General features: G+C 73.3%; 18 protein-coding genes and 1 riboswitch. Of the genes, 5 read left to right on the top strand and 13 right to left on the bottom strand.

What is annotated here, in order from left to right; all coding sequences use genetic code 11:
• Positions 1-14: 14 nt before the first annotated feature.
• The 3 genes from VM95_RS02620 to VM95_RS02610 form a co-directional block, all read right to left on the bottom strand.
• The gene (locus VM95_RS02620; RefSeq protein ID WP_045692323.1) at positions 15-710 is read right to left on the bottom strand and encodes a copper homeostasis protein CutC; all 696 of its coding nucleotides are present in this window, start codon (positions 708-710) and stop codon (positions 15-17) included.
• 112 nt (positions 711-822) lie between these two features.
• Positions 823-1,779, bottom strand: a complete 957-nt coding sequence (locus VM95_RS02615) for a hypothetical protein (RefSeq protein ID WP_045692322.1) — start codon at positions 1,777-1,779, stop codon at positions 823-825.
• Positions 1,776-2,159: a PadR family transcriptional regulator gene (locus tag VM95_RS02610; RefSeq protein ID WP_045692321.1), complete on the bottom strand. Its 384-nt coding sequence runs from the start codon at positions 2,157-2,159 to the stop codon at positions 1,776-1,778. The genes VM95_RS02615 and VM95_RS02610 overlap by 4 nt, the downstream gene beginning before the upstream one ends.
• A 63-nt stretch (positions 2,160-2,222) precedes the next feature.
• Here VM95_RS02610 and VM95_RS02605 point away from each other — a divergent pair, with 63 nt between their 5' ends.
• Positions 2,223-2,879, top strand: a complete 657-nt coding sequence (locus VM95_RS02605) for an HD domain-containing protein (protein ID WP_045692320.1) — start codon at positions 2,223-2,225, stop codon at positions 2,877-2,879.
• On the opposite strand, the gene VM95_RS02600 is transcribed toward VM95_RS02605, so the two are convergent.
• The 5 genes from VM95_RS02600 to thrC form a co-directional block, all read right to left on the bottom strand.
• On the bottom strand, positions 2,876-3,232 hold the full coding sequence (locus VM95_RS02600; protein ID WP_045692319.1) for a hypothetical protein: 357 nt from the start codon (positions 3,230-3,232) through the stop codon (positions 2,876-2,878). The two genes, VM95_RS02605 and VM95_RS02600, sit on opposite strands and share 4 nt — an antisense overlap.
• 104 nt (positions 3,233-3,336) lie before the next feature.
• Positions 3,337-4,959 (bottom strand): chaperonin GroEL, encoded by a 1,623-nt coding sequence (gene groL / locus VM95_RS02595; RefSeq protein ID WP_045692318.1) that lies wholly within the window; start codon positions 4,957-4,959, stop codon positions 3,337-3,339.
• Between the two features lie 335 nt (positions 4,960-5,294).
• The gene (locus VM95_RS02590) at positions 5,295-5,504 is read right to left on the bottom strand and encodes a cold-shock protein (RefSeq protein WP_045692317.1); all 210 of its coding nucleotides are present in this window, start codon (positions 5,502-5,504) and stop codon (positions 5,295-5,297) included.
• 585 nt (positions 5,505-6,089) lie between these two features.
• Entirely contained in the window at positions 6,090-6,368 is a 279-nt protein-coding gene (locus tag VM95_RS02585; RefSeq protein WP_045692316.1) for a ubiquitin-like small modifier protein 1, read from the bottom strand.
• A 20-nt stretch (positions 6,369-6,388) separates the two neighbouring features.
• Positions 6,389-7,696: a threonine synthase gene (gene thrC, locus VM95_RS02580; RefSeq protein WP_045692315.1), complete on the bottom strand. Its 1,308-nt coding sequence runs from the start codon at positions 7,694-7,696 to the stop codon at positions 6,389-6,391.
• Positions 7,697-7,712: 16 nt separating this feature from the next.
• Positions 7,713-7,848: riboswitch (SAM riboswitch) on the bottom strand.
• A gap of 149 nt (positions 7,849-7,997) precedes the next feature.
• Here thrC and VM95_RS02575 point away from each other — a divergent pair.
• Positions 7,998-9,002 (top strand): glucosyl-3-phosphoglycerate synthase, encoded by a 1,005-nt coding sequence (locus VM95_RS02575; RefSeq protein WP_045692314.1) that lies wholly within the window; start codon positions 7,998-8,000, stop codon positions 9,000-9,002.
• Between the two features lie 38 nt (positions 9,003-9,040).
• Positions 9,041-10,507 carry an alpha,alpha-trehalose-phosphate synthase (UDP-forming) gene (locus tag VM95_RS02570; protein ID WP_045692313.1) on the top strand — a complete coding sequence of 489 codons (1,467 nt, stop codon included), beginning with the start codon at positions 9,041-9,043 and terminating at the stop codon, positions 10,505-10,507.
• Here the strand turns inward: VM95_RS02570 and otsB are convergent.
• The 3 genes from otsB to VM95_RS02555 all read right to left on the bottom strand — a co-directional run bounded on the left by otsB (position 10,494) and on the right by VM95_RS02555 (position 12,950).
• Positions 10,494-11,333, bottom strand: a complete 840-nt coding sequence (otsB, locus tag VM95_RS02565; RefSeq protein WP_045692312.1) for a trehalose-phosphatase — start codon at positions 11,331-11,333, stop codon at positions 10,494-10,496. The genes VM95_RS02570 and otsB overlap by 14 nt on opposite strands.
• Before the next feature lie 30 nt (positions 11,334-11,363).
• A complete protein-coding gene (locus VM95_RS02560) occupies positions 11,364-11,591 on the bottom strand; it encodes a DUF3263 domain-containing protein (protein WP_045692311.1) in 228 nt (75 codons plus the stop codon).
• Positions 11,592-11,696: 105 nt separating this feature from the next.
• Positions 11,697-12,950: an extracellular solute-binding protein gene (locus VM95_RS02555; protein WP_244178592.1), complete on the bottom strand. Its 1,254-nt coding sequence runs from the start codon at positions 12,948-12,950 to the stop codon at positions 11,697-11,699.
• Between the two features lie 356 nt (positions 12,951-13,306).
• Here VM95_RS02555 and VM95_RS02550 point away from each other — a divergent pair, with 356 nt between their 5' ends.
• Both VM95_RS02550 and nagA read left to right on the top strand, forming a co-directional pair.
• Positions 13,307-14,254: an ROK family protein gene (locus tag VM95_RS02550; protein WP_045692309.1), complete on the top strand. Its 948-nt coding sequence runs from the start codon at positions 13,307-13,309 to the stop codon at positions 14,252-14,254.
• Complete coding sequence (gene nagA / locus VM95_RS02545) at positions 14,251-15,432, top strand: N-acetylglucosamine-6-phosphate deacetylase (protein WP_045692308.1); 1,182 nt, start codon at positions 14,251-14,253, stop codon at positions 15,430-15,432. The genes VM95_RS02550 and nagA overlap by 4 nt, the downstream gene beginning before the upstream one ends.
• Positions 15,433-15,502: 70 nt before the next feature.
• Here the strand turns inward: nagA and VM95_RS42235 are convergent, their stop codons facing one another.
• Positions 15,503-16,495, bottom strand: coding sequence for a carbohydrate-binding protein (locus VM95_RS42235; RefSeq protein WP_045692307.1), 993 nt, complete (start codon positions 16,493-16,495; stop codon positions 15,503-15,505).
• Between the two features lie 193 nt (positions 16,496-16,688).
• Complete coding sequence (locus tag VM95_RS02535) at positions 16,689-18,497, bottom strand: GGDEF domain-containing protein (RefSeq protein ID WP_045692306.1); 1,809 nt, start codon at positions 18,495-18,497, stop codon at positions 16,689-16,691.
• Between the last annotated feature and the right edge of the window lie 279 nt (positions 18,498-18,776).

Below are 18,776 nucleotides of genomic sequence, written 5' to 3'. Positions count from 1 at the left end.
GACCGGCCCCGTGCTCAGCCGTCGATCAGCGCCCGCCACTCGGCGACCTTGGCCGCGTCCACCGGCGTGTGCCAGCCGTCCGCCCGGACCGCGCCGCCGACGTGGAAGGCGTCGAAGCCCTCCGCCCGCAGCTCCTTCAGGTGCTCGGCCCGCAGGCCGCCGCCGATCAGGATCCGCGGGGTGTAGCCGGGCTCGCCCTTGCGGGCCAGCTCGGCCGACAGCACCTCGCGCCCGGCGTCCACCCCGGCGGCCGCGCCGGAGGTGAGGAAGGTGTCCAGGCCGGACAGCGCGGGCAGCGCGGCCACGGCGGCGCGCAGGGCGGCCCGGTCGGCGCTGTGGTCGATCGCCCGGTGGAAGGTCCAGCGGCAGCCGGCCACCGCCTCGGCGACGGCCGTGGTGGCGGCCAGGTCGACGCCGCCCCGGGCGTCGAGGAAGCCGAAGACGAACTCCTCGGCGCCCTCGGCCCGCAGCGCGGCGGCGCGGGCGCGCAGCTCGTCCAGGTCGCCGGGGGCGAAGCCGTCCCGGACGCGGAGCATGACGCGCAGCGGGATCGCGACGGCGGCCCGGATCCGGGCGAAGTCCTCGACGGACGGGGTGAGCCCGTCCGCGGCCATGTCGGTGACCAGTTCGAGCCGGTCGGCGCCGCCCGACTCGGCGGCCTGGGCGTCCTGGGGCGTCAGCGCGATGACTTCGAAAATTGGTCTAGACATATCGGATAGCCTGCCACATCGCACCGAACGCGGCGAGCCCCCGACACCCGGCCGGGGGCTCGCCCGCTCATCTGACGATCAGACGCTCATACGCTTCACGCGCCCACCCACTTCACGCGCCCACCCGCTCGGGCCGCCGCCGCCCCAGCCCGTACGCCACCAGCGCCACCATCGCCAGCACGATCACCACCGGCGCCGCCGTCTGCGCCAGGTGCGAGATCCCGCGCGACTCGCGCCAGATGTTGAACAGGCTGCCCGGCGCCGTCACCGCCAGCACCGCCACGCCCACCGCGGCCGGCACCCGCCGCCCGCGCAGCGCGGTCAGGGCCAGCACCAGCGGGGCGGCCAGCATCAGCACGAACCACTGCCGGTCCACCGGGAAGTTCGTGTCGTCCCAGCGCTGGGCCGTCTCCAGCAGCGCGCCCGCGACCACCGAGGCCACCACCAGGCCGCCCGACCGCAGCGAGGGCCGGGGCAGCAGGTCGGCGGGCGCCGCGAGCAGCAGCAGCGCGGCGAACACGAACGGCAGCGTGGCCATCCCGATGTAGCCCGGCCACCAGAGGTCCGCGAACCGCGAGTCGACGAAGGCCCCGCCCAGCTCACCCAGTGCCAGCACGCCGAGGAACAGCGCGAGCCCGCGCGCCGCCGTCCACCGCCCCAGCGCGGCCGCCACCACGAGCAGCATGGCGCCCACCGGCTGGAGGAACACCTCCGCGTACGCGGAGAGCGAGTCGTTCCAGGTGAGCAGGAAGGTCACCCGGTCCGGATCGGCCAGCCACGGCACCAGCGCCGCCCCGGCCACCGCACCGGCGATCATCGGCGCGACCAGCGCCAGCAGCCGGCCCGCCGCCGTGGAGCCCGTCAGCCCGGCCCGCACCCGCAGGCCGTACAGCGCCAGGTCGAACACCTCGCGGGCGACGGCCGAGCGCCCGGCGTGCGCCGTGGTGTCCGCGAACACCGCGGCCAGTTCCTCCCCGCGCTCGCGGCGGTAGCCGGCCGGGTACAGCTGGAGCACGGCCCGCAGTGCGGCCGAGGGTGCGGCGGGCGCACCGATCGTCGGCGTGGTCATGTGGAGCTCCCCCCTGCCGCGGCGCGGCCCTGCGGCCCCGCGTTCCCCCGCAGCATCGATCGGACCTTGGAGAGGCGGCGCTCCGCCTCGGTGGCGACCGCCCGCAGCCGCTCGGCCTCGGTGGTCAGCGCGACCCGCCCGGCGTCGGTCAGCGCGTAGCTGCGGCGGGCGCGGCCGTCCACGATCTCCTCCGCGGCGACCTCGATCAGGCCCTGCTGGAGCAGCCGGTCGAGCGCGCCGTACAGGGTGCCGGTGCGCATCTTCACCCGGCCGTCCGAGATCGCGGCGATCTCCTGGATGAGCGCGTAGCCGTGTCTGGGGGCATCGGCCAGGGCGGTGAGCAGCAGCAGCGTCGGCTCCTGCATGGAGCGTTCTGTCATACGACTACATATATCGCCGAACGGCATATCTGTCCAGGGGCGCCCGCCCGACACAATGGGCCCATGCCGACCGACGAACCCGAGCGCGCCCCCGCCGCCACCGACGACCTGCTCGCCGCCTGGACCGCCCTGCTGCACCGCTGCGCCGCCACCGTCGACCCCGAGCCGTACGGGCGGGAGCTGCTGCGCCGCTGGTCCGAGCCGCAGCGCCGCTACCACACCGCCGACCACCTGCGCGCGGTGCTCCGGCACGTCGACGACCTCGCCGACCACGCCGCCGACCCGGACGCCGTCCGCCTCGCCGCCTGGTTCCACGACGCCGTCTACCGGCCCGACCGCAGCGAGAACGAGGAGCGCAGCGCCGCCCTGGCCGTCCGCGCGCTGACCGCCGCCGGCCTGCCCGCCGAACGCGTCGCCGAGGTCGAGCGGCTGGTCCTGCTGACCGTCACCCACGACCCGGCCCCCGGCGACCGCGACGGCGAGGTGCTGTGCGACGCCGACCTCGCCGTCCTCGGCGGCCCCGCCGAGGCGTACGCCGGCTACGCGGCCGCCGTCCGCGAGGAGTACGGCTTCGTCCCCGCACCGGACTTCCGGGCCGGCCGGGCCGCCGTGCTGCGCCACCTGCTGGCGCTCCCGGCCCTGTTCCGCACCCCGGCCGCCCACGCCCGCTTCACGGCCGCCGCCCGCGCCAATCTCACGGCCGAGCTCGGAACCCTCTAGCTCAGCTCCCCCACCGGGGCCACCACCGCGCCCCGCTTGCCGCACACCCAGTGCGGCTCGGGGCCCAGCTCGGGCTCGACGCTCAGCGCGTGCGGGTCGCCGTCGTCCGCGCAGTCGGTGCACAGCGGCCACCGCCCGTACGCCTCCAGCAGCGCGTCCTGGACGTCCTGGGCGACCAGCCCGAGCACGTACTCGGTGCCGGCCGGCCACTGCTCCAGCCACCAGCGGCGATGGGTGACGGCCTGTTCCACCAGCGAGACGACGGCGGCGTCCGCCACGTCCCGCGCGGTGAGGTCGGCCAGGATCCGGGCCCGCGCGTGGTGCAGGGCGGTCTCGATGTCGTCGGAAGCCATCCGTCCATTCTCCGTGAGACCGGGAAACGCCGCGTGGGCGGCTCCCCGAAGGGAACCGCCCACGCGGACGAGGAACCAGCCGATCCGATCGGAACCGATCAGGATCAGAAGTCCATGTCACCGCCCGGCATGCCGCCGCCGGCGGCCGCGGCGGCCTTCTCCGGCTTGTCGGCGATGACGGCCTCGGTGGTGAGGAACAGCGCCGCGATGGAGGCGGCGTTCTGCAGCGCGGAGCGGGTGACCTTGGCCGGGTCGATGATGCCCGCGGCGACCAGGTCGACGTACTCGTTGGTGGCGGCGTTCAGGCCGTGACCGGCGGGGAGGTTGCGCACCTTCTCCACCACGACGCCACCCTCGAGGCCGGCGTTGGTCGCGATCTGCTTGATCGGGGCCTCGAGCGCGACCTTGACGATGTTGGCACCGGTGGCCTCGTCGCCGTCCAGCTCCAGCTTGTCGAAGGCGACACCGGCCTGCAGCAGGGCGACGCCACCACCGGCGACGATGCCCTCCTCGACGGCGGCCTTGGCGTTGCGGACGGCGTCCTCGATGCGGTGCTTGCGCTCCTTGAGCTCCACCTCGGTGGCCGCGCCGGCCTTGATGACGGCCACGCCGCCGGCCAGCTTGGCGAGGCGCTCCTGGAGCTTCTCGCGGTCGTAGTCCGAGTCGCTGTTCTCGATCTCGGCGCGGATCTGGTTCACGCGGCCCGCGACCTGCTCGCTGTCGCCGCCACCGTCGACGATGGTGGTCTCGTCCTTGGTGATGACCACCTTGCGGGCGGTGCCCAGCAGGTCGATGCCGGCGTTCTCCAGCTTGAGGCCGACCTCCTCGGAGATCACGGTGCCACCGGTGAGGATGGCGATGTCGCCGAGCATGGCCTTGCGGCGGTCGCCGAAGCCCGGGGCCTTGACGGCGACGGACTTGAAGGTGCCGCGGATCTTGTTCACGACCAGGGTCGACAGGGCCTCGCCCTCGACGTCCTCGGCGATGATGACGAGCGGCTTGCCGCTCTGCATGACCTTCTCCAGCAGCGGGAGCAGGTCCTTGACCGAGCCGATCTTGGAGTTGGCGATGAGGATGTACGGGTCCTCGAAGGTCGCCTCCATGCGCTCCAGGTCGGTCGCGAAGTAGGCGGAGATGTAGCCCTTGTCGAAGCGCATGCCCTCGGTGAGCTCGAGCTCCAGGCCGAAGGTGTTGCTCTCCTCGACGGTGATGACGCCTTCCTTGCCGACCTTGTCCATGGCCTCGGCGATGAGCTCGCCGATCTGGGTGTCGGCGGCGGAGATGGAGGCGGTGGAGGCGATCTGCTCCTTGGTCTCCACGTCCTTGGCCTGGGCCAGCAGCTGGTCCGAGACGGCGGCGACGGCCTTCTCGATGCCGCGCTTCAGGGCCATCGGGTTGGCGCCGGCGGCGACGTTGCGCAGACCCTCGCGAACCAGGGCCTGGGCGAGCACGGTGGCGGTGGTGGTGCCGTCACCCGCGACGTCGTCCGTCTTCTTGGCGACCTCCTTGACGAGCTCCGCGCCGATCTTCTCGTACGGGTCCTCGAGCTCGATCTCCTTGGCGATGGAGACACCGTCGTTGGTGATCGTGGGGGCGCCCCACTTCTTCTCCAGCACGACGTTGCGGCCCTTGGGGCCGAGCGTGACCTTCACCGCGTCGGCGAGCTGGTTCATGCCACGCTCAAGGCCGCGGCGAGCTTCCTCATCAAAGGCGATGATCTTGGCCATCAGAAGTGGTCCTCCGGGACACGGTCGACTGCTCGGACCAAGGGGTGCCCGCGACGGACGGCCCTGGTGCGCGGAGGTCCATTCCCTGCCGCTCCCGGGGGCCTCACCGACCCGGTCCGCTGTCACTCTCACACTGTGAGTGCTAACGCCAATGATTAGCACTCCGGGTGGTCGAGTGCAAGCCCAATCGGCAAGCCCGCGAGCCGCCGCCCCGGCTCCCGCGCCCCCGCCGCGAACACGCCGACGGGCCCGTACGACGCGTGTCGTACGGGCCCGTCGAGAAGCGAGTGGTCACCAGCCGTGGGCCGTGCCGAGCTCCTGGGGGTCGGAAGGGGTCAGCCCTCCACCGCAGCGCGGACCATGTCCGCCTGCGGGCCCTTCTGTCCCTGAGAGATCTCGAACTCGACCCGCTGGCCCTCCTCGAGGGTGCGGTAGCCGTCCATCTGGATCGCGCTGTAGTGGACGAAGACGTCCGCACCACCGTCGACCGCGATGAAGCCGTAGCCCTTCTCCGCGTTGAACCACTTGACGGTGCCCTGAGCCATTCCGAACTCCCCTAGTGCTGTGCTGGCCCTTCACGCGCCCGCAGGTAGCGGGCCCGGGTCTGGAGGCCGGCCCGGGGAACCCCCCCTGGGCGCAGCCGTGGACGCGCCATCCCGGCCCGGTTCGCCGGGCGCGGTGATGAACGTCGACCGCGGCTGAATGTATCCGGATCGACGCCCTCTGCAACAGGGCCAAAGGCCGGGAATTCCGGCGGCCCGTCAAGGGACAAGGTCGAACGAATCGGGAGGAAATCGGAATATCGCGCCGGACAGAGCGGACGAATTACCCCAGAACGCTGCCGGAATTCTGACATCTGCCTGACATGTTTCACGGCCCCGAAGCGGGCCGGCCCCTCGGCCGGGCCCCGCCCCGGCGAATCGTGGGGGGAACCCCCGGTTCCCAGCCGAGGCACACTCTACTCCCACTCGGGGCGGAAATATTCCCGCCGAAATGCAGCCGGCCGCCCGCGCGCACGGAGAACGGAATTCCGTACGCGCGAACGGCCGGTCGAGGGCCTTTCCGGGCCCGGGGCGGGTGGAAAGGGCGGCTCGGAAGCGTGGCTTGAATGCGTTGCTCGAAAGCGCGGCTCAGCAGCCGCCGGCCACCGCCGGAATGATCGAGACGCTGGCGCCGTCCCCGACCTCGGTCGCCAGGCCCTCGGCGAAGCGCACGTCGTCGTCGTTCACGTAGACGTTCACGAACCGGCGCAGCTTGCCGGTGTCGTCCAGGACGCGCGCGGCGATGCCCGCGTGGTTCTTCTCCAGGTCGGCGATCACCTCGCCCAGGGTGGCGCCCTCGGCGGTCACCTCGGCGGCGCCGCCGGTGTAGGTGCGCAGGATGGTGGGGATGCGGACGTTGGCGCTCATGGCTCTCCTATCGGGGTGGTTCAGGCGGACGCGAGGCCGGCGTCGCGGAAGGACTCCAGCGTCGGGCGGATGACGGCGGTCATCCCGGCGTCGGAGACGGCGTCCAGCGTCTTCAGGCCGTCGCCGGTGTTGATCGCGACGGTCTCCTTGGCCGGGTCCAGCCGACCCGTCTCGACCAACTTCTTCAGCACGCCCACGGTCACCCCGCCCGCGGTCTCGGCGAAGATGCCCTCGGTCCGCGCCAGCAGCCGGATCGCCGCCACGACCTCGGCGTCGGTGACGTCCTCGACCGCGCCGCCGGTGCGGCGGGCGATGTCCAGCACGTACGGGCCGTCCGCCGGGTTGCCGATCGCCAGCGACTTGGCGATGGTGTCCGGCTTCACCGGCCTGATCACGTCCCGGCCGTCCTTGAACGCGGTCGACACCGGCGAACAGCCCTCGGCCTGGGCGCCGAAGATCCGGTACGGCCGGTCCTCGACCAGGCCGAGCTTGATCAGCTCCTGCAGCCCCTTGTCGATCTTGGTCAGCTGCGAGCCCGAGGCGACCGGGATCACGATCTGCTCCGGCAGCCGCCAGCCGAGCTGCTCGCAGATCTCGTACGCCAGCGTCTTCGAGCCCTCGCCGTAGTACGGCCGCAGGTTGACGTTGACGAAGCCCCAGCCCTCGCCGGCCGGGTCCCCGATCAGCTCCGAGCAGAAGCGGTTCACGTCGTCGTAGTTGCCCTCGATGCCCACCAGTTCGCCGCCGTACACGCCGGCCATCACGACCTTGCCCTGCTCCAGGTCGTGCGGGATGAACACGCAGGAACGGAAGCCGGCCCGGGCCGCCGCCGCGCCCACCGCCCCGGCCAGGTTGCCGGTCGACGAGCAGGACAGCGTGGTGTAGCCGAACGCCCGCGCCGCCTCGATCGCGCAGGCCACCACCCGGTCCTTGAACGAGTGCGTCGGGTTCCCCGAGTCGTCCTTGACGTGCAGCGGCGCCGTGAAACCGAGCTCCCGGCCCAGGTTGTCGGCCTTCACCAGCGGGGTCCAGCCGGGGTTCAGGTTGGGCTTCTCGGCCACGTCGGCCGGCACCGGCAGCAGCGGCGCGTAACGCCAGATCGAGGCGGGCCCGGCCTCGATCCGCTTGCGCAGCTCCTCGGCGGCGGCACTGCCGAAGTCGTACGCGATCTCCAGCGGCCCGAAGCACTCCAGGCAGGCGAAGCTCGGACCGAGCGGGAAGCGGGTGCCGCACTCCCGACAGGACAGCGCTGCGGCGGGGCCGAGGTCCACGGGTGGGGGTCCCCCCGGCCGAAGGCTGGGGGAAGGTACGGCGGTGTCGATAGCCATGATGGCGAGGCCTCTCTCCTCATCTTCCCCGCGGCGCGGTCGCGCCACAGGCCGGAATTGGCACCTGTCCCGCCGGGGCCTGTCGACGACAGCCGCGCGAGAAGGTTGCCGGGACGTCAACGGGCCGTTCCCTCAGTCCCTCTGGATGAGCTTGTGAAATTGTGGTGGTGCGTGGGCGGCGACCCCGACGTGCGATGGTCCGACCGCTGTACGAAGACTGTATCCGAAGGCGACAAACCCGAAAGGGACTGTCCGCCACGCGAGATGACGCGTCCCACCCGACCCCGCCGAGGAGATTGCCGTGCCCGCCGAACCGACTCCCGAGCTCCTCCCGCCGGTGGCGTCCTGGCTGCGCCGCCGCTCGTGGAGCGCGGCCGACCGGCCGGTCCGCACCCTCCTCCAGGCCAAGGAGCGCACCGGCCAGACCGTCAGCGTCGTCCTGCCCGCGCTCGACGAGGAGGCCACCGTCGGCGACATCGTCCGCACCGTCCGGCGCGAACTGATGGAACGCCTCCCGCTGGTCGACGAACTCGTGGTGGTCGACTCCGGCTCCACCGACGCCACCGCCGCCGTCGCCGCCGAGGCCGGTGCCCGGGTGGAGCACCGCGACGCCGTCCTCCCCCGGCTGCCCGCCGTCCCCGGCAAGGGCGAGGTGCTCTGGCGCTCCCTCCTGGTCACCCGCGGCAGCATCGTCTGCTTCGTCGACGCCGACCTGCGCGAGTTCGACCCCGCCTTCGTCTCCGGCATCCTCGGCCCGCTGCTCACCGAACCGGACATCCAGCTGGTCAAGGCCATGTACGACCGCCCCCTCGAGACGGACTCCGGGGCGGTCGTGCCGGCCGGCGGCGGCCGGGTCACCGAACTCGTGGCCCGCCCGCTGCTCAACCTGCACTGGCCGGAACTCGCCGGTTTCGTCCAGCCCCTCGGCGGCGAGTACGCGGCCCGCCGCTCACTGCTCGAACGGCTGCCCTTCCCCACCGGCTACGGCGTCGAACTCGGCCTGCTGGTCGACGCGTTGGAGCTGGTCGGGCTGGACGCCCTGGCCCAGGTCGACGTCGGAGTCCGGCACCACCGCCACCAGGACGGCCAGGCCCTCGGCAGGATGGCCGCCACCATCTACCGCACCGCCCTGGAACGCCTCGACCGCACCCACCGGCTCAAGGCCTCCGCCGACCTCGTCCACCCCCTGCTCACCCAGTTCACCCGCGACCCGGAGACCCGCGGCTTCACCGCCCACACCCACCCCGTCACCGCCCTCGAACGCCCCCCGATGCACACCGTCCCCGAGTACGCGACCCGGCGTTGAAGGGTTTGCGGAATCCGAACGACGGCAACATCCCAACCATGGGCGATCTCACGACCGAACGTTCGAGTACGACCGGAACCGCCCCCGTCCTGGTGGCCTCCAATCGGGGACCGGTGTCCTTCGGCACCGCCGACGACGGCTCGCTGACCCTGCGCCGCGGCGGCGGCGGCCTGGTCTCCGGCCTCTCCGCCATCGGCGACCCGAACGCCGTCTGGGTCTGCGCCGCCCTCGGCGACGCCGACCGCAGAGCCGCCCGCGAAGCCCCCCACGGCCGCCTCGACCTGGCCGGCCACGACGTCGGCGGCCAGGCCGTCCGGATGCTCGACATCGACCCCGAGACCTTCTCCCGCGCCTACAACGGCGTCGCCAACTCCACCCTCTGGTTCGTCCACCACCTGCTCTACGCCACGCCCACCGCGCCCTCCTTCGACGCCGGCTTCCGCACCGAGTGGGCGGCCTACGAGGCCTACAACGCGGCCTTCGCCGACGCCCTGGCCGCCGAAGCCGCCGGGAACGCCGCCGTCCTGGTGCAGGACTACCACCTCTCGCTGGCCCCCGCTCTGCTCCGCGCCCGGCGCCCCGACCTGCGGATCGGCCACTTCTCGCACACCCCCTGGGCCCCGCCCGAGTACTACCGGCTGCTGCCCGACGACGTCGCCCGGGCCGTGCTCACCGGCATCCTCGGCGCCGACCGGGCCGGCTTCCTCACCGAGCGCTGGGCCCGCGCCTTCGCCGCCTGCTGCGAGGCCGTCCTCGGCGCCACCGTCGACCACGACGCGCTCACCGTCACCCACGAGGGCCGCACCACCCGCCTCGGCGTGCACGCGCTCGGCGCCGACGCCGACTTCCTGCGCGAACGCGCCCACCGCCCCGACGTCGACGAGCGCCTCGCCGCCCTGCGCGCGGCCGTGGGCGAGCGCCGCACCGTCGTCCGGGTCGACCGCACCGAGCTGAGCAAGAACATCGTCCGCGGCCTCCAGGCCTACCGGCACCTGCTCCGCACCCGCCCCGAGTGGCACGACCGGGTGGTGCACATCGCCTTCGCCTACCCCTCGCGCACCGACCTCGCCGAGTACCGCGCGTACACGGCCGCCGTCCGGCGGCTCGCCGAGGAGATCGACGCCGAGTTCGCCACCCCCGGCTGGCAGCCGCTGATCCTGCACGTCGACGACGACTTCCCGCGCTCGCTGGCCGCCTACCGGCTGGCCGACGTCGCCCTGGTCAACCCCATCCGGGACGGCATGAACCTGGTCGCCAAGGAGGTGCCGGTCGTCTCCGACCACGGCTGCGCCCTGGTGCTCTCCCGCGAGGCCGGCGCCCACGCCGAACTCGCCGAGGACGCGCTGAGCGTCAACCCGTACGACGTCATCGCCACCGCCGACGCCCTGCACGCCGGCCTCACCATGCCCGCCGGGGAGCGCGCCGACCGCACCAAGCGCCTGGCCGCGGCGGCCACCGCGCTGCCCCCGCAGCAGTGGTTCCTCGACCAGCTCAACGCGCTCTGACCGCCTCCCCCAGGGCGCTCAGCAGCTCCACCACGCCCTCGGGCCCGTCGACCACCACGTCCGCCCGGTCGGCGAGCTCGCGCACCGGCGCGTCCCCGACCGCCCCGGCGCACACCAGCACGCCGGCCAGGCCCTGCGCGCGCAGTTCCTCCACCGCCGCGAAGGCCGCCAGGTCCCCGAGGTCGTCCCCCGCGTAGAGCACCGAACGGGCGCCGCGCTCCCGCAGGAAGCCGGTCAGCGCGGCCCCCTTGTCCACCCCCGGCGGCCGCAGCTCCAGCACCAGCCGCCCCGGCTCCACCACCAGCCCGTGCGCGGCGGCCAGTTCGCCCACCGGCGCGCGCAACAGCTCCAGCGCCCGCTCCGGCGCCGCCGTCCGCCGGGTGTGCACGGCCAGCGAGCGGCCCTTGTCCTCCACCCAGGTCCCCTCGGGCGCCCCCGCCGCGGCCAGGACGTCCGGCAGGGCCGCCCGCGCCCGGGCCACCCCGGGGTGCACCTGCGGCGCCGACAGCTCGCCGCCCTCCCAGCGCTCGGCGCCGTAGTGCCCCAGCACCACCACGCCCGGCACCCCGGCCAGGCCCCCGTACTCCACCGCCAGCCCGGCCGGCCGGCCGGTCACCACCGCCACGGCCCCCACCGCCGAGGCCAGGCCGCGCAGGGCGTCCAGCACCCCGGGGTGCGCCCGCGCCGCGCTCGGATCGGCCACGATCGGCGCCAGCGTCCCGTCGAAGTCCAGCGCGATGACGGCGTCCCCTGGCGCCGCCAGGATGGCCCGCACCCCGTCCCGCCCGGCCTCGGTGGCCGGCGTCCACGTCTCCTCGAATCCCATGCCCAGGCCATACCCCGCGGCCCGCGGCGGCTACCGCGCGGCCCGGCGGGCCTCCCGGACCCGGCGCAGCCGGTTCACCAGGACCGGCGCGTGGGCCAGCGCCTCCTGGCGGTCCAGCAGCGCGTTCAGCAGCTGGTAGTAGCGGGTCGACGAGAGCCCCAGCTCCTCCCGGATCGCCCGCTCCTTCGCCCCGGCCGTGCGCCACTGCCGCCCTTCCAGCGCCAGCACCGCCCGGTCCCGCTCGGTCAGCTCGCCCACCGCAGCCCTCCTCCGTTCTCGGCCCGCGGTGCCATTCTCGCGCCGACCGCCGACCGCCGACCGCTGCCCGCTGCCCGCTGCCCGCTGCCCGCTGCCCGGCCCGCGCTACTGCTTCCGGACCCGGGCCGCCTCCTTGACCGCCGCCTCCTGGAGCTCGGTGAGGACCTGCTTCGCGTCCCCGGTCACCGCCTGCCCGATCCCGGCCTTGATCCGGTTGCTGACGTCGCCCCAGGCCGGGTCCCCGAACGGGTAGAAGCTCGCGTTGGTCAGCCCGGACGCGAACTGCTTGAGGTCCTCGTGCTTCGGGTCGGTGGTCATCTGGTTGAACGCGTCCTGGGTGACGGGCAACAGGTTGTACTGCTCGTCGAACTTCAGCTGGTTGTCCTTGTTGTAGACGAAGCTGATGAACTTCTTGATCTCGTTCTTGTGCCCGTTGGCCTTGAACGCCATCATCCAGTCCGCGACGCCGAGGCTGCCGGTCTTGCCGACGCCGTCCTTCCTGGGGATCGGCGCGGTGCCGAAGTCGATCTTCCCGGCGGTGGCCATCCGCAGCAGCGTCGGGTGCCCGTTCAGCATCGCGACCTTCCCGGCCACGAAGTCCTGGAACACCGGCGTGCGGTTCATCTTGCCGGGCTCGGGGTAGGTCAGTCCGGTGCTCACCAGGTTGCTCTTCAGCCAGCTGAAGGTCGCCTGGTTCTGCGTGCTGTCGATGGTGTAGTTGCCGACGTCGTCGGAGAGGCTTCCGCCGCCGCTCAGCGTCCACAGCATCGACTCGGCGGGCGCCTCCTCCGGGCCGAGCGGCAGCCCGTACGGGGTCACGCCGGGCACCTTGGCCTTGATCTTCTCGGCCGCCTGCCGCAGTTCGTTCCAGGTGGTCGGCGGCTGCGTGATGCCGGCCTGGCGGAAGACGTTCTTGTTGTAGAACAGCACGCGCGAGGAGGACACGAACGGGATGCCGTACTGCGTGCCGAGGACCTGGCCGGCGTGCGCGAAGTTGTCGAGGAACTTGGCCTGGGTGTCCATCGAGAGCACGTCCGCCGCCGGGTACAGCCGCTCCGCGGCGACCTGGTCGGCGAAGCCGCCGGTCTGCAGCAGGTCCGGGGACTTCCCGGCCGCGATCATGTCGTCGACCTTCTTGCCGATGTCCGTCCAGCTGTCGACCTCGACGTCGACCTTGATGCCGGGGTTGGCGGCCGTGAAGGCCTTGGCGACCTCGTCCCAGTAGTGCTTGGAGCTGGTCTCGACGTTCTCCCCGTAGTCGGCGGCGACCAGCTTGAGGGTCACCGGGCCGTCGCCCTGCCCACCGCAGGCGCTGACCGCGGTGAGCACCAGTGCTCCGGCCAGCGCGGTGCCGAGCACACGAACGGAAACGTGGGCGCGCCTGTTCAACGCGGGTACCGCCTTCGGGGGGAGGAACGCGGCCGGACCGGGAAGACCGGGGAATCCGACAGGGGGGAGGCGCAACACTGCCAAATCCACCGCGCAGTGGTCCACACCACTCAGGGGTACCCGCCGAGTAGTTATCGAAGTGCGGAGGGTCATTGCACGATGCGCAACAGCGGGTGAACACCGGGCGACCCCGGCACCCTCCGGAGCCTCCCGCCACAAAGCCGCACAGACCCGCCGCAGCTGCGACAAAGCTCACCCATGATGGACCAGACCAATCCGACAACTGGACTAGACCTCTTCGACCCGGCCAAGGGAAACTGTCCCCCGTGAAGCACGTCATCGCACTCGATGTAGGCGGCACCGGCATGAAGGCCGCGCTGCTCGCCCAGGACGGCTCCGTGCTGTTCGAGGCACGCCGACCGACCGGGCGGGAGCACGGCACGGACGCCGTCGTCGCCGCCATCCTCGACTTCGCGGCCGACCTCGCGGACGAGGGCCGGGCCCGCTTCGGCGTCGCCCCGCTCGCCGCCGGCGTCGCCGTCCCGGGCACGATCGACGAGAAGAACGGCATCGCGGTCTACTCGGCGAACCTCGGCTGGCGCGACCTCCCGCTGCGCAAGCTGCTCGGCGAGCGCCTGGCCGGCCCCGGCGGCTCCGCGATCCCGGTGGCGCTCGGCCACGACGTGCGCTCCGGCGGCCTCGCCGAGGGCCGGCTCGGCGCCGGCCGGGGCGTGGGCCGCTTCCTGTTCATCGCCCTCGGCACCGGCATCGCCGGCGCCATCGGCATCGACGGCCGGATCGAGGCCGGCGCGCACGGCTACGGCGGCGAGATCGGCCACGTCGTGGTCCGCCCCGGCGGCCCCCGGTGCGGCTGCGGCGCCCGCGGCTGCCTGGAGACCCTGGCCTCCGCCTCCGCCGTCTCCCGCGCCTGGGCCGAGGCCACCGGCGACCCCGACGCCGACGCGGCATCCTGCGCCGCCGCGGTGGACGCCGGGGACGACCGCGCGCTCGCGGTCTGGCAACGGGCCGTCGACGCCCTGGCGGACGGCATCGTGCTGGCCCAGAGCCTGCTCGACCCGTCCACCGTGATCGTCGGCGGCGGGCTGGCCGAGGCCGGGGACACGCTCTTCACCCCGCTGCGCGCGGCGGTCACCGAGCGCCTGACCTTCCAGATGCCCCCCGAGGTCGTACCCGCCATGCTCAAAGACACCGCCGCATCCCTCGGCGCGGGCCTGCTCGCCTGGGATCTGCTCACCTTGGAGGTGACCGCGTGACCACCGCGGACCGTGACCGTACCGCCCTGGCCGGCGCCCGCCTGGTCCTGCCCGGCGGCGTCGTCGAGGGCGACCGCATCAGCGTCGAGGGCGACCGCATCGCGGGCCTCGGCGGCGCGAGCGAGCCCGGCGACCTCGACCTGACCGGGTACACCGTCGTGCCCGGCTTCGTCGACCTGCACGTCCACGGCGGCGGCGGCGCCTCCTACGCCTCCGGCATCGCCGAGGAGGCCCTGCGTGCCGCCCGCACCCACCTCGAACACGGCACCACCACCACGATCGCCTCCACCGTCACCGGCGAGATCGACGAGGTCGCCCGCCAGGCCGCCGTCCTCTCCGAACTCGTCGAGGACGGCATCCTGGCCGGCATCCACTTCGAGGGCCCGTTCATCTCCCACAACCGCTGCGGCGCCCACCGCCCCGACCTGCTGCGCGACCCCGACCCGACCCTGGTGCGCAAGCTCGTCGACGCCGCCCGCGGCCACGCCAGGATGGTCACCCTCGCCCCCGAACTCCCCGGCGGCCTCGACTCGGTGCGCATGCTCGCCGACCTCGGCATCATCGCCGCGGTCGGCCACACCGACTCCGACTACGCCACCACCCTGGAGGCGATCGACGCCGGCGCCACCGTCGCCACCCACCTGTTCAACGCCATGCCCGCCATCGCCCACCGCGCACCGGGCCCCATCGTCGCCCTGCTCGAGGACGAGCGGGTCACCGTCGAGCTGATCAACGACGGCGTGCACCTGCACCCCTCCGTCCTCGACCTCGCCTACGGCACCGCCGGCGCCGACCGGGTCGCCCTGATCACCGACGCGATGGGCGCCGCCGGCATGGGCGACGGCCTCTACCCCCTCGGCCCGCTCCAGGTCGAGGTCAAGGACGGCGTCGCCCGGCTGGTCGAGGGCGGCTCCATCGCCGGCTCCACCCTCACCCTGGACGTGGCCTTCAAGCGCTCGGTGACGGTCAACCGGCTGAGCCTGAACCAGGCCGTCGAGTCGCTCTGCGCCACCCCGGCCCGGCTGCTCGGCCTCGCCGACTCGATCGGCTCGCTGGAGACCGGCAAGTTCGCCGACCTGGTCGTGGTCGACTCCGAGAGCTACGACCTGGTCGCCGTCATGCGCCGAGGCCGGTGGATCCGCGGCGGCGACGCCTTCGCCACCGTCAAGCCGGCCTGACGAACGGCACCGGCCGCCCGTCCCCACCGGGGAAGGGCGGCCGTCGTCGTGTCCGGGGCCGGATCGGGCGTCAGCTGCTCGGCTCGACGGTGATCTGGTCGATCAGCACCGAGGCGCCGCCCGGCGCCGCCAGGGTGACGCTGTTCTGGCCCGCCTGCAGCTGCGGGAGTATGTACGTGCTGAACCACGAGGACGCCGGGTCCTTGCCCGGGACGTAGTTCCGGTACGTGACGCCGCTCGGCCAGTCCTTGCCGTTGACCGACGCCGCGCCCTTCACGTCCCCGCCGGGGTTGTTGTAGTGGATCGTCAGCTTGTACGTCCCGGCCGCCGCGACCTGGCCGTTCCAGGTCACCGTGCCGCCCTGCTGCAGCGTCAGGTAGCTGCCGTCCGCCGACTTCGCGCCCTTCACGCTGTTGCCGGACGGCGCGTTCTGCGCCTGCAGCTGGCCCGCGTCCACGGTCGACGGCCCGGAGGTCGCGCTCGCCGAGGGCGAGGCGGACGGCGTGCCGGTGGCGGTCGGCGCCGCGCTGGTCGGGGCCGGCGGCGCGGCGGTCGTGGTGCCGCCCTTGGCGCTCTTGTCGCCGTCCCCGGTGGACAGCGCGATCCCGGCCCCGATCGCGATCGCCGCGACCACGGCGACCGCGCCGATCACCGCGCCCCGGCTGCGCCCGCTGCTGCTCGGCCGCTCGTCCCCCGGCTGCGGCCGGGAGTGCTCGGCGTAGCGGTTCTGCGCCTGGGTCGGCGCGGCACCGTACTCGGGCTGCTGCGGCGGGTACTGCTGCGGCTGCCCGCCCGGACCGCCCTGGTGCTGGTACGGGGCCTGCTGCTGGTACGGCGGCTGCTGCCCACGCGGCTGGCCGCCCTGCTGGTACGGCTGGCCGTACTGCGCGCGGCCGACCTCCATCGGGCGGTTGTACGACGTCCGGGGCACGCCCTGCTGCGGCTCGCCGGGCTGCGCGGGCGCACCCTCGGCCGGGCGGTACAGGTAGCCGAACGGGTCGTCGTCCTGCGGGGCACCGCCCCCCTGGCCCTCGGGCACTCCGTTGCTGCCGGCGGTCGTCACGGTGCTCTACTCCCCCATCCGGTGCGCACCGCCGGGCTTCGGGCCGGCCGTGCGGATCGTGGACGCTGTCGTTCCCGCGAACCCTACCTGCCGCACCTGACGACCGGGAAAGAACCCTTGACAACTCGCGGGTAACCTGCGCGCCCCCGACGCAACCCCGGCCCGCGGCAGCGCCCGCGCGCCAGCCCGCTCGCTAGCCCGCGCGCCGGTGCGAGCGCTCGCCCCGCGCCCCGCGCACCGCCCCGCCGCGCGCCCGCTTCTCGTCGTACATCCGCTCGTCCGCGGTGTGCAGCACCTCCTCGATGCTCATCCCGCAGCCGGCCCAGCCGATCCCGAGGCTCACCCCGACCCGCATCCCCCGCCCGTCGATCCGCATCGGCGGGATGATCGCGTTGCGCAGCCGGTGGGCCAGGTCCTTGGCCTCCTCGCGCCCGATGCCGTCCGCGAGCACCACGAACTCGTCGCCGCCGAGCCTGGCCACCGTGTCGCCGTCCCGGACGGCCCCGCTGAGCCGCCGGGCGACCTCGACCAGCACCGAGTCACCCGCGTTGTGCCCGAACCGGTCGTTGATCGACTTGAAGCCGTCCAGGTCGCAGAAGATCACCGCGAGGCCCTTGTCGGCCGGCACCGCGGCCCCCCGGAACGGCGCCGACCAGGCCTCGCCGCCCGGCCCGTGGTCGTCCGGGACGACCGCGTGCACGTGCTCCCCGTAGCCCGGCGGCAGGTCGGCGAGCGGCCGCCCGTCCGCCGAGCCGTAGTCGTGGCCCGCGCCGCCGTACGGGTCCGCGCCCTCGAGCCCGTCGTAGGCCGGGTGCGCGCCGTACGGGTCGGCCGGGTAGTCCGTCCGGTAGCCGTACGCCGGCTGGTACGCCGGCTCGACCGGGCCGCCGGCGGCGCCGACCGGCGCGCCCGAGGGCACCTCGGCGCACAGCCGGCGGGCCAGCCGGGCCTTGAGCTCGGCGCCGTTGGGCAGGCCGGTGAGCGCGTCGTGGCTGGCCCGGTGGGCGAGCTGCAGCTCGTGCCGCTTGCGGTCCTCGATGTCCTCGACGTGGGTGAGCAGGAAGCTCGGGCCCTCGGCCGCGTCCGCCACGATCGAGTTGCGCAGGCAGACCCACTGGTAGCCGCCGTCCCGCCGGGACAGCCGCAGCTCCGCCCGGCCGCTCTCGGCGCTGGTGCGCTCCAGCAGGGCCCGGTCGTCCGGGTGCACGAGGTCGGCGAAGCTCTGCTGGCGCAGCACCGCGCGCGGGCGGCCGAGGAGCCGGCAGAGCGCGTCGTTGACCCTGGTCAGCTGGCCGCGCCCGGCGCCGTGCAGCTCGGTGATGGCCATCCCGCTGGGCGCGTACTCGAAGGCCTGGCGGAAGCTCTCCTCGCTGGCCCGCAGCGCCTGCTGCTCCTTCTCCAGCCGGGCCAGCGCGCGCTGCATCTCGGCCCGCAGCCGGGCGTTGCCGATCGCGATGGAGGCCTGCAGGGAGAACATCTCCAGCGCCTCGCGGGTCCACGCGCCGGGCCGCTTGCCGCTGCGCGGGCGGTCCACCGAGAGCACGCCGAGCAGGTCGCCGCCGGCGCTGTACATCGGGGCGAGCAGGCCGTCCGCGGGGTGCCAGTCGTTGGCGTAGACGGGCATCGGCCCGTCCCCGATCCAGCGCGGGATGTCGCTGGCGACGGCCCAGCCGCGGTCGTACGGGAGGAAGCGCAGGGTGCCCCAGTGGTCGCTGACGCCGAGCAGCCGGTCCCAGGACTCCCGGGAGCCGACCTGGCCGAGCAGCACGGACGGGCCGCCCATGGTGCTCTCCTCCAGCTCCCAGACGGCCGCCACCACCAGGTCGCCGTCCGGCCGCACCAGGCTCACCGCGGCGGCGTCGAATCCGAGTCCGTGCACCGCGCCCTCGACGACGGCCTGCAGCGTGCCCGCCAGGCTGCGGGCAGCGTTGAGGTCCGCCACGACCCGGTGCAAGGTGCGGAGGGTCGCGAGACGGACGTACGGCTCCGACTCGGCTTCCATGCGGGGGCTCCCCGGCTGCTTCGGATAGTTCTTGATTGGTTATCGTCCGATTGCCAGAAGAACTGAATCACAGGGAGCACAGCGTTCGGCACGCTCGGTCAGCAATAGGCCACTACTTGTGACTTAAATCACACGACACTAATGCACCCTTAATCAGTTCATCCGCCCCATAGCGGGCATCAAGCGCTATCGGAACATTTCCGGTGGTCGACCGCATGGGCCGCGCCCTGAAGCCCACTGCCGCCCGGCAGGCCCCTCCCTTCACTCCTGAGAGTGAGC

Origin of the sequence: Streptomyces rubellomurinus (genome assembly GCF_000961885.1) — a bacterium.
Taxonomy (GTDB): Bacteria; Actinomycetota; Actinomycetes; order Streptomycetales; family Streptomycetaceae; genus Kitasatospora; species Kitasatospora rubellomurina.
This window is presented reverse-complemented; position numbering and strand designations above follow the sequence as displayed.

Coding starts and splice junctions, on each gene's coding strand:
- VM95_RS02615 (WP_045692322.1), bottom strand. CDS start 1,779: ATGACCACGCCGACGATCGGTGCGCCCGCCGCACCCTCGGCCGCACTG.
- VM95_RS02620 (WP_045692323.1), bottom strand. CDS start 710: ATGTCTAGACCAATTTTCGAAGTCATCGCGCTGACGCCCCAGGACGCC.
- VM95_RS02590 (WP_045692317.1), bottom strand. CDS start 5,504: ATGGCTCAGGGCACCGTCAAGTGGTTCAACGCGGAGAAGGGCTACGGC.
- VM95_RS02600 (WP_045692319.1), bottom strand. CDS start 3,232: ATGGCTTCCGACGACATCGAGACCGCCCTGCACCACGCGCGGGCCCGG.
- VM95_RS02570 (WP_045692313.1), top strand. CDS start 9,041: ATGGGCGATCTCACGACCGAACGTTCGAGTACGACCGGAACCGCCCCC.
- VM95_RS02585 (WP_045692316.1), bottom strand. CDS start 6,368: ATGAGCGCCAACGTCCGCATCCCCACCATCCTGCGCACCTACACCGGC.
- otsB (WP_045692312.1), bottom strand. CDS start 11,333: ATGGGATTCGAGGAGACGTGGACGCCGGCCACCGAGGCCGGGCGGGAC.
- thrC (WP_045692315.1), bottom strand. CDS start 7,696: ATGGCTATCGACACCGCCGTACCTTCCCCCAGCCTTCGGCCGGGGGGA.
- VM95_RS02605 (WP_045692320.1), top strand. CDS start 2,223: ATGCCGACCGACGAACCCGAGCGCGCCCCCGCCGCCACCGACGACCTG.
- VM95_RS02610 (WP_045692321.1), bottom strand. CDS start 2,159: ATGACAGAACGCTCCATGCAGGAGCCGACGCTGCTGCTGCTCACCGCC.
- VM95_RS02535 (WP_045692306.1), bottom strand. CDS start 18,497: ATGGAAGCCGAGTCGGAGCCGTACGTCCGTCTCGCGACCCTCCGCACC.
- groL (WP_045692318.1), bottom strand. CDS start 4,959: ATGGCCAAGATCATCGCCTTTGATGAGGAAGCTCGCCGCGGCCTTGAG.